Here is a 14,130-nt window from a genome sequence, read left to right on the forward strand (position 1 = left end):
AAAATGCAGTATTTGTATGCACCATGGCGGAGTAAGTATTTTGAAAAAGAAAAAAGCATTTGTCCATTTTGTGATTGTGCTAATAAGATCAAAAGCGATGAAGAATTAGGCGTGATTTTTAGAGCAAAGCATTGTTTTGGAGTGATGAACCGCTATCCTTATTCTGCAGGGCATTTTATGGTGATTCCTTATATACATGAAGAACATATAGAAAATTTAAGTGATGAAATTTGGCAAGAAATGAGTTATTTTGTGCGTTTGGGGGTAAAAATTTTAAAAGAGCAAATTCATGCAAATGGAGTGAATATCGGTATGAATTTAAGCAAGGATGCAGGAGCTGGCATAGCTTTTCATTGTCATTATCATCTAGTGCCACGCTGGTCAGGAGATACAAATTTTATCACAACCATAGGAGAAACTAGGGTTTGTGGCGCTAATATAGAGCAAGTTTATCAAAAACTTGTTTTGGCTTTTAAAAATGCTCAGTGAAGTTGAATTTGTAGAGTTTCAAAAAGAAAATTTCTCTCTTTTAATCGATGCAAGAAGCCCTAGAGAATTTTTGCATTCTCACTTGATAGGAGCTTTAAATTTTTATGCACTCAATGATGAAGAATATCAAGAAATAGGAACAATTTATAAGAAAAATCAAGCTTTAGCTAAGGCTATGGGTGCGAGTTATATTTGTCAAAATACCGCTAAGCATATATTAGAAATCACTCAAAATTTTCGTATAGGAGAAAAGGTGGGGATTTATTGTTCTCGTGGGGGTTTGCGTTCAAAGTCTATCGCAGTGATTTTAAGTGAGCTTGGCTTTAGGGTGGTGCGTTTAAAAGGTGGGTTTAAAGCTTATAGAACTTTTGTAACGCATTATTTCGAAAATGAAATAAATTTTGATTTTTTTGCTCTTTGTGGTAATACAGGTTGTGGAAAAACAGAGCTTTTAGAACAACTCCCACAAGCTATAAATTTAGAAAAAATGGCAAATCATTTAGGCTCGTCTTTTGGTGATATTTTAGGAAAACAACCTACGCAAAAAGCTTTTGAAGCAGAATTTTTTCACAATATTCAAAATTTAGAAAATTTTGCTTTCATAGAAAGCGAAAGTCGCAAAATAGGGGATATTATCTTACCTTTGAAATTTTATGAAAAAATGCAAAAGGCTTTTAAAATTTATTGTTTTTGTTCTTTGGAAAATCGCGTTAGAAGAATACAAAAAATTTATCAAGAAAAAATGACTCCTTTGAAATTTCAACAATGTGTGCAAAAAATCAGTCCTTATATCAGCTTAAATTTACGCCAAGATTTGCTTCAAAGTTATGAGAGAAAAGAATGGCAAAAGCTTATTGTTATGCTTTTGGAGTATTATGATAAAACTTATAAAAAACCAGATAAGATTGATCTTGAGTTAAATACTGATGATATTTTAAAAGCTAAAGAAGAGCTTTTAGATCATTTTAAAGCACAATTACTTTTTTAATATCAGATAATTTTATTAAATAATCAAATTTTTTCTTCATCATCTTGTAATAATCCTTTTTATCTTTGTTGTTTTTTAACTTGGCTCAAATTTTTATTTTAATGCTAGTAAATTTGAATTATAGAGAAGTAAAATATTTTTTAAAATACCTATTTATAGTAATTTAAGATAAAAAAATAAATTTTAATAAAAAAAATATATAAAATATTTCTTAAATTTATATTTTTTTAAATCATTTTAAATATAATTATCTCGCAATTAAATTTTTGTAAGAAAGGACAGGTAAATGAATGCGATAAATTCAAGTTTTATTGTGTTGTGTACTTTGCTAGTTTTGCTTATGACTCCAGCTTTGGCAATGTTTTATTCAGGTATGGTAAGAAGTAAAAATACTCTTAATACTATAATGAATTGCTTTATTGTTTTTGGTGTTATTACTTTACAATGGGTAGTGCTTGGATTTAGTCTTTCTTTTGGTAAAGATGAAGGACTTGGGCTTGTAGGAAATTTCGAGAATTTCCTCTTAGAGGGTATTAGCGGATACAACGCTTCAGGCGTTCCAAATATTCTTTTTGTGATTTTTCAAATGATGTTTGCACTTATTGCATCTGCCATCATAACAGGCTCTTTGGTGGGAAGAATTAAACTGGGTGTTTTGGTGATATTTCTACTTTTTTGGAGTACTTTAGTTTATGATGTGTTAGCACATATGATTTGGAGCAGTGAGGGATTTTTGCTTAAAAGAGGAAGTCTTGATTTTGCTGGGGGCGGTGTTGTGCATATTAGCTCTGGGGTTGCTGGACTTGTAGGAGCTTTGATGGTAGGCGCTAGAAAAAGTGATGATGAGGATAAAAACGCGCATTCTATTCCTTATGCTTTCTTAGGTGCGATTTTGCTTTTTATAGGATGGTTAGGTTTTAATGCTGGAAGTGCTGGCGAAATGAATGATATTGCTATCAATGCTTTTATAGTAAGTATTATATCAGCAGCTTGCGGCTTTTTATCTTGGGTGGTACTTGAGTGGCTCATCCATAAAAAACCGACTATTTTAGGTGGACTTAGTGGGCTTGTAGCAGGGCTTGTGGGAATTACTCCAGCTTGCGGTTATGTAGATATTTATGCTTCTCTTGTTATAGGGACTTTGTCTTCTGTGTTTTGTTATTTTGGTTTAAGTTTTATTAAATACAAACTCAAATGGGATGATTCTTTAGATGCCTTTTCTTTACATGGAATCGGAGGTATTTGGGGAGGAATTGCCACAGGGCTTTTTGCAAGTGCTAAAGTAAATCCTAATGTGATTGCCCAAAATGCACTTGGCGAGGGATTTTTTATCAGCGGAAGTTTGGAACTTTTAAAAGAGCAAATTTTTGCTATTGTGATTTGTGTGGTTTTGTCAGCTCTTATAAGCTTTGTTATTTTTAAGATTATCTCTTGTTTTACAGACTTAAGAGTAAAAGAAGAAGTAGAGCAAAAAGGCTTAGATGTGAGTTTGCACGGAGAAAAAGCTTATACTTTAGCTTAGTTGGCTAAATTTTTACTAAAAAGTCCTTGTAATCATAAACAAGGACTTCAAAATCATTCTTAATTAAAATCAGACAAATACTTTAAAATAAAGTGGATAAATTCATCACTATCATTTGGGCAAGTGATTAAATCATAATCGCACTTTGCTAAATGTTTATACTCCATACCTAGCTCAAAAATCGTTTCAGAACAATCAATGCAAAAAGAAATAGGGTAAATCAGAGCTTTATCGTTTAAATTTGCCAAAACATCGCTTGTATTTGGTTCAAGCCATTTTACAGGGCCTAGTTTAGACTGATAAGCTAAAATAAATTCATCAAAATGATCTTTTAGCTTTTCTTTTAAAATTTCTACATGATCATTTACATGCTTTTCATATAAATCACCTTTATCAATAATGCTTTGTGGTAAAGAATGCGCTGAAAAAATCAAAATTTTGGCATCAAATTTACTTTTTTTAGCCAAAATGTGCGAAACTATCATCTCGTTATAAAGCTCATTTTTGTAAAAAATATCTATAGTTTTTACTTTTGCTTGAATTTTTTGCTTTGAAATTTCATTTTGCAGAACTTCTAAAGATGAAGTTACTGTGGTGCAAGAATGGTGCGGATAAAGTGGAAAAAGAATGATTTCATCACTTGCATTTAAAGTGTATTTTTGCAAAATTTCTGTGGCAAAAGGAGGAACATAAAGATTTACAAAATCAAATTTAAATTCATCTTGTTTTAAATTAAGCTTGTCACACAGGCTTTGAGTAAGTTCGTTTAAAGGGGATTTTCCGCCCATTTTTTTATAGTTTTCTTGCATGGCTTTAACGCGAGCCTTTGTTATGATCCATGCTACAAATTTTCTTAAAAATCGATTTTTGATTCTTAAAATATAAGGATCATTAAACATATTTTTTAAAAAAACTTCACAATCTTGTAAATTCGTAGCTCCGCCCATATTTAAAAATAAAACTAATTTCACGCAAACCTTTCTAAAATTTCTTGAACTTTGTAAGCATCGCTCGTGCTGGCTAAATGATTGGGTTGATTATCGATAAGTTTTAACAAAGCTTCGTGTTCTGAAAAAAGTGGACTTTGTTGAGTAAGTTCTATAAAATTTCCATCTTTTAATAAAGAAAAGTCATTTAAATTGGCTTCATAAAAATGATTTTTAGTAATAAGATGAATTTTTCTTAGTTTTTGTGTGCTATTCCAACTTTGATGTATGCTAGCAATACATTTTTCAAGCCCACATAGAATAATGCTTTCACTTTCTCTTGTTTGATCTTGGGTGTATTTTTTAAGCAAATTGGTTTTTGTTATTTCTTGTTTGCTTAAAAAACAAAGCAAATCAAGATCATGCACAGCCAAATCTTGCAAAATCCCTACATCGCTGATTCTTTGTGGGTAGGGTGAAAATCTTTGTATGTTAATGCTGATAATTTCTTCATTTTCAAGCTCTTTTTTTAGGGCTAAAACCGCAGGATTAAATCTTTCACAAAAACCTACACCTACTTTTATGCTGTATTCTTTAGCTAAATTTGAAATTTCGTCTATTTCTTTTAAATTTAGAGCTAAAGGCTTTTCGATTAAAACGCATTTGCATTGTTTAAAAACTTTTTTTGCTATTGTTAAATGTGAATTTGTAGGTGTTGCTATGATGATAATATCATTATTTTGATTTAAAAATTTATCCAAATCATCATAAAAAATATCATCAAAAATATTTAGGTTTGGATTTTTGCAAAGGTCAAAAAGTGCATTAAGTTTAAAATGAGAATTTTTACTAAGTTCATTTAAGTGGTTTTGCCCCATTTTTCCAAGACCTATGATACCTATTTTCATGGAATTAATCTTTAAAAATACAAATAACTTGCTCTTGCTCTTCTTCACTTAAAAAAGGTGAAAAAGGCAAAGATAAGATGTGTTCGCTTGCGTATTCTGAATTTTTAAGTTCTAAATTTGAAAACTCACTAAAGCAAGGTTGTTTATGCAAAGGGGTTGGATAGTGTATAGCATAAGGTATATTAGCTTTTTCAAATTTTTGCAATACACTAGCTCTATCTTCAACTAAAACACTGTATTGTGCATAAGCGCTAAAAGCATTTGGATTAATTTGTGGAATTTGACAGTTTTTTAAATTTGCATTATAAATTTGTGCTAATTTTTGTCTTTTGTCTAATTCTTTTTCTAGGTATTTTAACTTAACATTTAAAATCGCTGCTTGTAAGGTGTCAAGGCGTCCATTTATACCTATAAATTCATGTTTATAACGCTGAGTTTGTCCGTGATTGAGTAAAATTCTTATTTTTTTAGCAATTTCATCATCATGGCAAAAAATAGCCCCGCCATCGCCATAAGCTCCCAAAGGCTTCGAAGGAAAAAAGCTTGTGCATGAAATTTTAGCTATAGAGCAGGATTTTTCTCCTTTGAAACTTGCGCCAAAACTTTGTGCACCATCTTCGATCAAAGTGATATTTTTATCTTTTAAAATTTCTTCTAAAGCCCTTAAATCACTCATTTGTCCAAACATACTCACTGCTATAACAGCTTTAGTTTTTGAAGTTATTGCTTTTTGCACTGCTTTAAAATCAAGATTGTAATTTGATAAATTTATATCTGCAAAAACAGGTTTTGCACCTACCAAGGCCACAACTTCAGCTGTTGCTATGAAAGTAAAACTAGGCACTATAACTTCATCATCTTTACCAATATCTAAGACTCTTAAGGCAAGGTATAAAGCACTAGTTCCACTTGAGCAACCTATAGCGTGTTTAACACCTAAGAAATGAGCTAAATTTTGCTCAAATTCGTTAAGCTTTGCACCGCCTATGAAAGAAGAGCTTGATAAAACGCTTTCAATTTCAGCATTGATTTCATCTTTGTATGCGAGATATTGGGCTTGAAGATTGATAAAATTCATAAAAAACCTTAGAGAAATAAAATTAAATAAAAATGTTTATTGTATTTTAGTTTTACTTAATTTAAAGTAATTTTGGTATGATATGTTTTTATAAAAATTTCTTTAGGAAAATTCATGGATATCAGAAAAGCTTATTTGGATTTTTTTGCATCAAAAGGACATGAGATAACCCCGTCAAGTCCTTTAGTTCCTGATGATGCAACTTTACTTTTTACCAATGCGGGTATGGTGCCTTTTAAAAGTATATTTACAGGAGAAATTCCACGCCCAAACCCTCCACGCAAAACAAGCTGTCAAACTTGTATAAGAGCGGGTGGAAAGCACAATGACTTAGATAATGTAGGATATACCGCACGCCATCATACTTTTTTTGAAATGCTTGGGAATTTTAGTTTTGGAGATTATTTTAAAGAACAAGCCATAGCTTATGCTTGGGAATTTGTAACTGAAGTTTTAAAACTACCTAAAGATAGACTTTATGTAACTGTGCATGAAAACGATGATGAAGCTTTTAATCTATGGCAAAAACACATTCAAAAAGAAAGAATTTACAAATTTGGTGATAAAGATAACTTCTGGCAAATGGGCGATACTGGTCCTTGTGGTCCTTGCAGTGAGATTTTTTATGACCAAGGACAAGAGCATTTTAACTCAAGCGAAGATTATATGGGCGGAGATGGAGATAGATTTTTAGAAATCTGGAATCTTGTTTTTATGCAATATGAAAGAAGTGCTGATGGAGTGCTTAGCCCACTGCCAAAGCCAAGTATTGATACAGGAATGGGGCTTGAAAGAGTAACAGCAATTAAAGAAGGTAAATTTAGCAATTTTGATAGCTCGCTTTTTATGCCAATCATCAATGAAATTTCAAAACTTTGTAACAAAACTTATGTTTATGAAAGTGGAGCAAGTTTTAGAGTCATAGCTGATCATATAAGATCAAGTGTATTTTTACTTGCACAAGGGGTAAGTTTTGATAAAGAAGGTAGGGGTTATGTTTTGCGTCGTATTTTGCGTCGTGCTTTAAGGCATGGATATTTGCTAGGTTTTAAACAAGCTTTTATGTATAAACTAGTTGATGTTGTGTGCGATTTAATGGGCGGACATTATACCTATCTTAATGAGAAAAAAGACTTTATAAAAGAACAAATTCGCCTTGAAGAAGAAAGATTTTTAAGCACTATAGAAAATGGGATTGAAATTTTTAATGAAGAGCTTAAAAACACTAAAGAAATTTTTAGCGGAGAAGTAGCCTTTAAGCTTTATGATACTTATGGTTTTCCGCTTGATTTAACGGCTGATATGCTAAGAGAAAAAAATCTTAAAGTTGATGAAGAAAAATTTGAACTTTTCATGAATGAGCAAAAAGCACGCGCTAAGGCTTCTTGGAAAGGAAGTGGAGATAAAACTGCAAGCGGAGATTTTAAAAACTTACTTGAAAAATTTGGAGAAAATCATTTCGTAGGTTATGAAAAAGCAGAATGCGAAAGTAAAATTTTAGCCCTTTTAGATGAAGATTTTAAAGAAGTTTCCACCCTTAAAGATGCGGGTTGGGTGATGCTTGAAAACACACCTTTTTATGCAACAAGTGGGGGGCAAAGTGCTGATAGTGGATTTATAGCTAAGCGTGAAGTTTTAGATACGCAAAAGTTTTTTAATCTCAATCTTAGCTTTATAAAAGCAGGCGAAGAACTAAAAGTTAACGATATAGTTCATGCAAGAATCGATACAGAAAAAAGAGAGCAAATCGCACGCCACCACTCAGCCACTCATCTTTTACATCATGCTTTAAGAGAAATTTTAGGTTCTCATGTAAGCCAAGCAGGATCTTTGGTTGAAAGCAATAAACTAAGATTTGATTTTACTCATCATAAAGCTTTAAACAAAGAAGAGCTAGAAAACATTGAAAAAAGAGTCAATAAAATGATTATAAACTCAAGCGAAGCTATCTTAGAAAATATGCCTTTAGAAGAAGCTAAAAAAAGCGGTGCTATAGCATTGTTTAATGAAAAATACCAAGGCAATGTGCGTGTTTTAACTCTAGGTGAAAGCAAAGAACTTTGCGGGGGAACTCATGTTAAAAATACTGCTCAAATAGGAAGTTTTTACATAGTTAAAGAAAGTGGTGTGAGTGCTGGAGTTAGACGTATTGAAGCTGTGGTTTCTAAAGCGGCTTTAGAATTTGTAAAAAATCAACTCGAAGAACTTTCTAAAGTAAAAGATGAACTTAAAAATAATGATATTTTAAGCGGGATTAAAAAGCTTAAAAATGAAATTTTAAGTTTAAAAAATGAGCTTAAAAATTCAAGTAAAACCGAGCTTGATTCTAAAAATATCCAAGGTGTTGAAATTTGCGTAAAACGTATAGATAATGGCGATATTAAAGCTATGATTGATGATTTTAAAAACAAATTTGCTAAAGCGGTGATTTTACTTATCCAAGTAAAAGATGAAAAAATCACTTTAGCAGCTGGCGTTAAAGATGTGCCTTTAAAAGCAGGAGCTTTGGTTAAAGAAGCGGCGCAAATTTTAGGTGGAAATGGTGGCGGAAGAGATGATTTTGCTACTGCAGGTGGAAAAGATTTAAGCAAAATCAATGAAGCTTTAAAACAAAGCTTAGAAACGATAGAAAAAGCACTTTAATGTTAATTCTTGCTTCAAGTTCCATTTCAAGAGCTAACTTGCTTAAAACCGCAAAGATTGATTTTAGGCAAGTTAGTTTTGATTATGATGAAAATTTAAATAAAAATATTTCACCTTTTTTATATGTTCAAAAAATAGTTCTTGAAAAAGAAAGACAATTTTTAAGTACTTTAGGCAAAGATTTTCAAAACCAAAATTTGCTTTTTGCAGATAGTATAGTTTGTATAGATGAAAAAATTCTTACCAAAGCAAAGGATAAAAAAGAAGCTTATGAAATGCTTGCCTTGCAAAATGGAAAGTATGCAAGTATTTTATCGGCTTTTTTGCTTGTAAAACCTGAAAAAAGAGTTTTTTCTCTTTCAAAAACTACACTTTATTTTAAAAATTTTGATGAAAATGCTTTAAGAGATTATGTAGAAAATGATCTTTATAAAGGCAAGGCGGGTTGTATTATGTGTGAGGGTTTTCATCAAAATTTCATCACCCAACAAGTAGGAAATCTAAGCACTGCTTTAGGGCTTGATATCCAAACTTTAAAGGCTTATTTATGAAAATATTAAAATATATTTTTTCATTTTTTACTCTTTTGTTTATAGCTGGATTTATTTATGTGGCTTATCTTTTCACAAGTGCTGATACTGAGGGTTATACTTTTAAAGAATACAAACCTCCTCTTACAACACAAATTTACGATAGAAATGGCAAGCTTGTGGCTAATATTTTTGAACAACATCGTTTTTACGCTCCTTATGAAGAGCTTCCTCCACGCCTTATAGAAGCTTTGGTTGCTATAGAAGATACAAGCTTTTTTGAACATAATGGAGTTAATATCGACGCCATTTTTAGAGCTGCCGTAAAAATTATAAAAAGTGGTGGAAAAACCATGGAAGGAGCTTCCACTCTTACTCAGCAATTTATTAAAAACACGGAATTAACCCCAGAAAGAACTATTGCGCGTAAAATTCGAGAAGCTTTGCTTGCTTATAAAATGGAAACCATTTTAACTAAGGAACAAATTTTAGAAAGGTATTTAAATTTTATCTTTTTTGGACATGGGTATTATGGAGTAAAAACCGCAGCTTTGGGGTATTTTCATAAAAATTTAAATGAACTAAGCCTTAAAGAGATTGCTATGCTAGTAGGTATGCCAAAAGCACCTAGCAGTTATGATCCTACAAAGCATTTAGATCTTTCCATCTCAAGAGCAAATAATGTTATTTCAAGAATGTATAATCTAGGTTGGATTTCAAAAGCAGATTATGATACAGCCATTAAAGAAATTCCGCAAGTTTATGATGATACGCTTACTCAAAATGCTGCTCCTTATGTCGTAGATGAAGTGATTAAACAATTAAGCCCTAATATCAAAGACTTAAAAACAGGTGGATATAAAATCATTTTAAATATAGACTTAGATGTTCAAAATATGGCACAGAATGCTTTAAAATTTGGTTATGATGAGATAGTAAAACGCGATAAAGATGCAAATTTAAGCACTTTAAACGGAGCTATGGTCGTGGTAAATCATCAAAGTGGTGATGTTTTAGCTTTGGTAGGTGGAGTTGATTATGAAAAAAGTAATTATAACCGCGCTACTCAAAGTATGCGTCAACCTGGAAGCTCTTTTAAACCTTTTGTGTATCAAGTGGCGATTAATTTAGGATATTCGCCTATGAGTGAAATTGCTGATATTTCTAGAATTTTTGAAGGTGGAGCGGGTAATAATGAGGATTGGAAACCTAAAAATGAAGGGGGTAAATTTTTAGGTTTAATTACCTTAAAAGAAGCTTTAACAAGATCAAGAAATTTAGCTACCATTAATCTCGCACTTGATATGGGGCTTGATGTTCTTTACTCTAAACTAATGGAATTTGGATTTAAAGATATACCGCCTAATTTATCAATCGTATTGGGAAGTTTTGGTATTTCTCCTTTGGAGTATTCGAAATTTTATACCATGTTTGGGAACTATGGTACGATTAAAGATCCTCAAATTATCAGACAAGTTCAGGATAAAACTGGTAAAACCATCATGGAATTTAACTTAAATGAGCGTAAAGTCAGCGATGAAGCGCAAAGTTTTCTGGTTTTAGATATGATGAGAAATGTTGTTGAAAAAGGCACAGGGCGTAATGCAAGAGTAAAAGATATAGAAATAGCAGGAAAAACAGGAACAACGAATAAAAGTGTTGATGCTTGGTTTTGTGGACTTACGCCTGAAATAGAAGCAATCATTTGGTATGGAAATGATAACAACAAGCCTATGCGTTATACAGAAGGTGGGGCTAGAACAGCTGCTCCTGTGTTTAGAGAATTTTTAACTCAATATATAGAAAAATTCCCTGATACAACTAGAAAATTTAGCATTCCTAATGGAGTTTATCGTGGAAATTATAAAGGAGAAAGTGCTTATTATACCACCAAATCACCATTACCAAAAGCAAATATGAAATTTAATGAAAGCGAGATTATATTTTGAAAGTAGAAAGATCTACTTTCAAAATGATTAAGCTTTTTTGATGATTATTTCATCATCTTTTGCATCAATGATAATGCTATCATTTTCATGAAGTTCATCAGCAAGTATCATATCGCTTAATTTATCTTCTATAAGATCATAAATAGCTCTTCTTAAAGGTCTAGCACCAAAATCAGGGTCAAAACCATCTTTAGCGATTAAAAGGGCTGCATTTTCGCTTAAACTTGCTTTTATTCCCTTGTTTTCTAAGCTCATTTGTAAATCTTTAAATAAAAGCTTGACTATTTCATAAGCTTCATCTTTTCCAAGTGGATTAAAGGTGATAATATCATCTAAACGGTTTAAAAACTCAGGTTTAAAGAAATTTTTTAACTCATTTTTTACCGCATCTTCTTGTTCTTTTCCGCTTAAATTCATAATAGCGTTTGAGGCGATATTAGAAGTTAGAATGATAATGGTATTTTTAAAATCCACTGTTACACCTTTGCTATCGGTTGCTCTACCATCATCTAAAATCCCTAAAAGCACATTAAATACATCTTTATGTGCTTTTTCAACTTCATCAAACAAAAGCACGCTATAAGGTTTTCTTCGTACGGCTTCAGTAAGCTCTCCACCTTCTTCATGTCCTATATATCCTGGAGGCGCACCTAAGAGTCTTGAAACACTATGTTTTTCCATAAATTCACTCATATCAAAGCGAATCATTGCTTTTTCATCATCAAATAAAAATTTTGCCAAAGCTTTAGCCGATTGTGTTTTTCCTACCCCTGTTGGCCCTAAAAATAAAAAGCTTCCTATAGGTTTATTGTCCGCATTAAGCCCTGCTTTGTTACGTTTAATGGCTCTAGCTAAAGCACTTAAGGCCTTATCTTGTCCTATGACACTTTCTTTTAAATGTTTTTCCACTTCTAAGAATTTTTGTTTTTCAGAAGTTAACATTTTTTGCACGCTAATACCCGTCCATTTGCTTAAAATTCCAGCAACCAAATCCTCATCTACTTGATTTTTAAGTAAAACTCCATTTTCACTCATTTTTTTCCATTTATCTTCTAAAATTTCTACTTCTTTTTCAAGACTTGGAATTTTTCCATACTCTAGCTCGGCTGCTTTTTGAAATTCACCTCTAGCTTTAGCCAAAGAAGCTTCATTTTTAAGCAGATCAATTTCTTTTTTCTTAGCACTTATGCCATCAAAAACACTTTTTTCATTTTCAAACTGTGAATTTAGGGCATTTTGTTTTTCTTTTAAATTAGCTAGTTCTTTTGCGATTTCATCGAGTCTTTTTTGATTTTTTTCATCATTTTCCATTTTTAAAGCTTCATTTTCAACTTCTAAAGTTTCTATATCTTTGCGTACTTTTCTTAAAGAACTTGGTTCGCTTTCAATTTGCATTTTCAGTTCAGCTGCAGCTTCATCGATTAAATCAATGGCCTTATCAGGTAAAAAACGATCTGCTATATAACGCTTTGAAAGTTTAGCTGCGGCTACTAAAGCACTATCATTTATGGTTACATTATGATGAATTTCAAGCTTTTCTTTTATACCCCTTAACATAGCCAAAGCCTCATTAACACTTGGCTCACCTACATTTACAGGTTGAAAACGGCGTTGCAAGGCTGCATCTTTTTCAAAATATTTACGATATTCTTTTAAAGTAGTTGCGCCTATGGTATGGAGTTCACCTCTTGCAAGAGCAGGTTTTAAAATATTTGCCGCATCCATGCTGCCTTCACTCGCTCCAGCTCCTACTATAGTGTGAATTTCATCGATAAAAAGAATGATATTTTCACTTTTTATCACTTCATTAACCACAGCTTTTAATCTATCTTCAAATTCTCCTCTGTATTTTGCACCTGCAATTAAAGCACTCATATCAAGAGCGATGACTTTTTTATTTTGCAAAGATTTTGGAACATCTTTTTTAATAATTCTTTGTGCTAAAGCTTCTACTATAGCTGTTTTTCCTACGCCTGGTTCACCTAAAAGTATAGGGTTATTTTTGGTTTTACGTATTAAAATTTGCATCAAACGTTCGATTTCTTCTTCTCTGCCTATAACAGGATCAAGTTTACCCTCGCTTGCTTTTAAGGTTAAATCTATACCAAATTTATTTAAGCTATCTAAAGTTTCATCGCTTGTTTTGCTATCCATTTTTCGTCCCGCTCTTAGACTTTCAAGCTCTTTTTGAAATTCTCTTAAATCTAAAAATTGCGCCAAAATTTCTTTAATAGGACTTTTTTGACTTTCACTTATAAGCCAAGTATCCACACTTAAATAACTATCTCCATTAGCACTCATTAATCCTTTAGCATTTTCTAATGAATTTATAAGTTCATTGGAAAAGCGTATATTTTCACGGTTTACATTTGAACTCGTTGCAAGTTTTGAAATTCTGCTTTTAATTTCAAGCTCTAAGGCTTCTTTAGAAATATTTAATTTATTTAAAATTTGATTTAAAATACTTGTACTATCTACGCTTAAAGCCCATAAAAGATGTAAAGGTACAACTTCATTATTTTTAGAATGTATAGCTAAAGATGCTGCACTTTCAAGGTTTGAAAGCATATTATCAGTTAAAAAATCTTGTATATTTGCCATGTTTTATCCTTTATTTAGTTTATAGACTTGCTATTATATAACTTTAGTCATATAATGTCAAGTTAATTGAGTAAAATTTTTTAAATAATAGGACAAATGACTAATTTTAGATTATTTCATAAACATATCTATAGCCTTGTTTAATTCTTCTATACTTTGAATATCATTTTCTTCTACGGCGTGTACCATACAATGAGCTAAATGTTCTTTTAAAACTACTTTTGCAGTATTGTTAACTTCGGCTTTTACGGCAGCAAGCTGGATTAAAATTTCACTACAGTCTTTGTCATTTTCAACCATTCTTTTAATAGCGCTTAAATGTCCTATGGTTCTACTTAGACGATTGCAAACTGCTTTAAGATGTTTTTGAGAATGTGTATGAGTATGTTTTTCTTGGCACATTGTATTAACTTTCTTTTTGAAATTTTTAGTCTATTTTAACATATTTTTAAGAATTTAAATTTATTTACGAATTTTTAAGCAATTTTTATTAAAA

At 31.7% G+C, this 14,130-nt stretch carries 11 protein-coding genes; 6 read left to right on the forward strand and 5 right to left on the reverse strand.

Annotation, left to right across the window (positions count from 1 at the left end; genetic code table 11):
* Positions 1-3 precede the first annotated feature (3 nt).
* The 3 genes from FBE87_RS02465 (at position 4) to FBE87_RS02475 (ending at position 2,999) form a co-directional block, all read left to right on the forward strand.
* On the forward strand, positions 4-489 hold the full coding sequence (locus tag FBE87_RS02465) for an HIT domain-containing protein (protein ID WP_002873435.1): 486 nt from the start codon (positions 4-6) through the stop codon (positions 487-489).
* Entirely contained in the window at positions 479-1,477 is a 999-nt protein-coding gene (mnmH, locus tag FBE87_RS02470) for a tRNA 2-selenouridine(34) synthase MnmH (RefSeq protein WP_100621699.1), read from the forward strand. The genes FBE87_RS02465 and mnmH overlap by 11 nt, the downstream gene beginning before the upstream one ends.
* 286 nt (positions 1,478-1,763) lie before the next feature.
* Positions 1,764-2,999, forward strand: a complete 1,236-nt coding sequence (locus FBE87_RS02475; protein WP_002780812.1) for an ammonium transporter — start codon at positions 1,764-1,766, stop codon at positions 2,997-2,999.
* Positions 3,000-3,058: 59 nt separating this feature from the next.
* Here FBE87_RS02475 and hemH read toward each other — a convergent pair whose 3' ends face one another.
* From hemH to FBE87_RS02490, 3 genes are read right to left on the reverse strand one after another with little or no spacing between them, the layout of a single operon-like run.
* A complete protein-coding gene (gene hemH, locus FBE87_RS02480) occupies positions 3,059-3,970 on the reverse strand; it encodes a ferrochelatase (RefSeq protein WP_100621687.1) in 912 nt (303 codons plus the stop codon).
* Entirely contained in the window at positions 3,967-4,833 is an 867-nt protein-coding gene (locus tag FBE87_RS02485; protein ID WP_002858502.1) for a Gfo/Idh/MocA family oxidoreductase, read from the reverse strand. The genes hemH and FBE87_RS02485 overlap by 4 nt, the downstream gene beginning before the upstream one ends.
* A gap of 4 nt (positions 4,834-4,837) precedes the next feature.
* Positions 4,838-5,911 carry a DegT/DnrJ/EryC1/StrS aminotransferase family protein gene (locus tag FBE87_RS02490; RefSeq protein ID WP_002879275.1) on the reverse strand — a complete coding sequence of 358 codons (1,074 nt, stop codon included), beginning with the start codon at positions 5,909-5,911 and terminating at the stop codon, positions 4,838-4,840.
* 114 nt (positions 5,912-6,025) lie between these two features.
* On the opposite strand from FBE87_RS02490, the gene alaS reads away from it, so the two are divergent.
* Genes alaS through FBE87_RS02505 form a run of 3 tightly spaced genes read left to right on the forward strand, consistent with a single transcriptional unit; the run spans position 6,026 to position 11,033 of the window.
* Positions 6,026-8,554, forward strand: a complete 2,529-nt coding sequence (gene alaS, locus FBE87_RS02495) for an alanine--tRNA ligase (protein WP_052798258.1) — start codon at positions 6,026-6,028, stop codon at positions 8,552-8,554.
* Positions 8,554-9,105, forward strand: a complete 552-nt coding sequence (gene maf, locus FBE87_RS02500) for a septum formation inhibitor Maf (protein WP_002855005.1) — start codon at positions 8,554-8,556, stop codon at positions 9,103-9,105. The genes alaS and maf overlap by 1 nt, the downstream gene beginning before the upstream one ends.
* The gene (locus FBE87_RS02505) at positions 9,102-11,033 is read left to right on the forward strand and encodes a penicillin-binding protein 1A (protein ID WP_100621686.1); all 1,932 of its coding nucleotides are present in this window, start codon (positions 9,102-9,104) and stop codon (positions 11,031-11,033) included. Before maf ends, FBE87_RS02505 begins: the two co-directional genes overlap by 4 nt.
* 27 nt (positions 11,034-11,060) lie before the next feature.
* Here FBE87_RS02505 and FBE87_RS02510 read toward each other — a convergent pair whose 3' ends face one another.
* Both FBE87_RS02510 and FBE87_RS02515 read right to left on the reverse strand, forming a co-directional pair.
* Entirely contained in the window at positions 11,061-13,634 is a 2,574-nt protein-coding gene (locus FBE87_RS02510; protein ID WP_002858618.1) for an AAA family ATPase, read from the reverse strand.
* 111 nt (positions 13,635-13,745) lie between these two features.
* Positions 13,746-14,036 (reverse strand): metal-sensing transcriptional repressor, encoded by a 291-nt coding sequence (locus tag FBE87_RS02515; RefSeq protein WP_002855280.1) that lies wholly within the window; start codon positions 14,034-14,036, stop codon positions 13,746-13,748.
* Positions 14,037-14,130: the final 94 nt, after the last annotated feature.

It is taken from the genome of Campylobacter sp. CFSAN093246, from assembly GCF_012889415.1.
GTDB lineage: Bacteria > Campylobacterota > Campylobacteria > Campylobacterales > Campylobacteraceae > Campylobacter_D > Campylobacter_D jejuni.

Coding starts and splice junctions, on each gene's coding strand:
- FBE87_RS02465 (WP_002873435.1), top strand. CDS start 4: ATGCAGTATTTGTATGCACCATGGCGGAGTAAGTATTTTGAAAAAGAA.
- mnmH (WP_100621699.1), top strand. CDS start 479: ATGCTCAGTGAAGTTGAATTTGTAGAGTTTCAAAAAGAAAATTTCTCT.
- FBE87_RS02475 (WP_002780812.1), top strand. CDS start 1,764: ATGAATGCGATAAATTCAAGTTTTATTGTGTTGTGTACTTTGCTAGTT.
- FBE87_RS02485 (WP_002858502.1), bottom strand. CDS start 4,833: ATGAAAATAGGTATCATAGGTCTTGGAAAAATGGGGCAAAACCACTTA.
- FBE87_RS02490 (WP_002879275.1), bottom strand. CDS start 5,911: ATGAATTTTATCAATCTTCAAGCCCAATATCTCGCATACAAAGATGAA.
- alaS (WP_052798258.1), top strand. CDS start 6,026: ATGGATATCAGAAAAGCTTATTTGGATTTTTTTGCATCAAAAGGACAT.
- maf (WP_002855005.1), top strand. CDS start 8,554: ATGTTAATTCTTGCTTCAAGTTCCATTTCAAGAGCTAACTTGCTTAAA.
- FBE87_RS02505 (WP_100621686.1), top strand. CDS start 9,102: ATGAAAATATTAAAATATATTTTTTCATTTTTTACTCTTTTGTTTATA.
- FBE87_RS02510 (WP_002858618.1), bottom strand. CDS start 13,634: ATGGCAAATATACAAGATTTTTTAACTGATAATATGCTTTCAAACCTT.
- FBE87_RS02515 (WP_002855280.1), bottom strand. CDS start 14,036: ATGTGCCAAGAAAAACATACTCATACACATTCTCAAAAACATCTTAAA.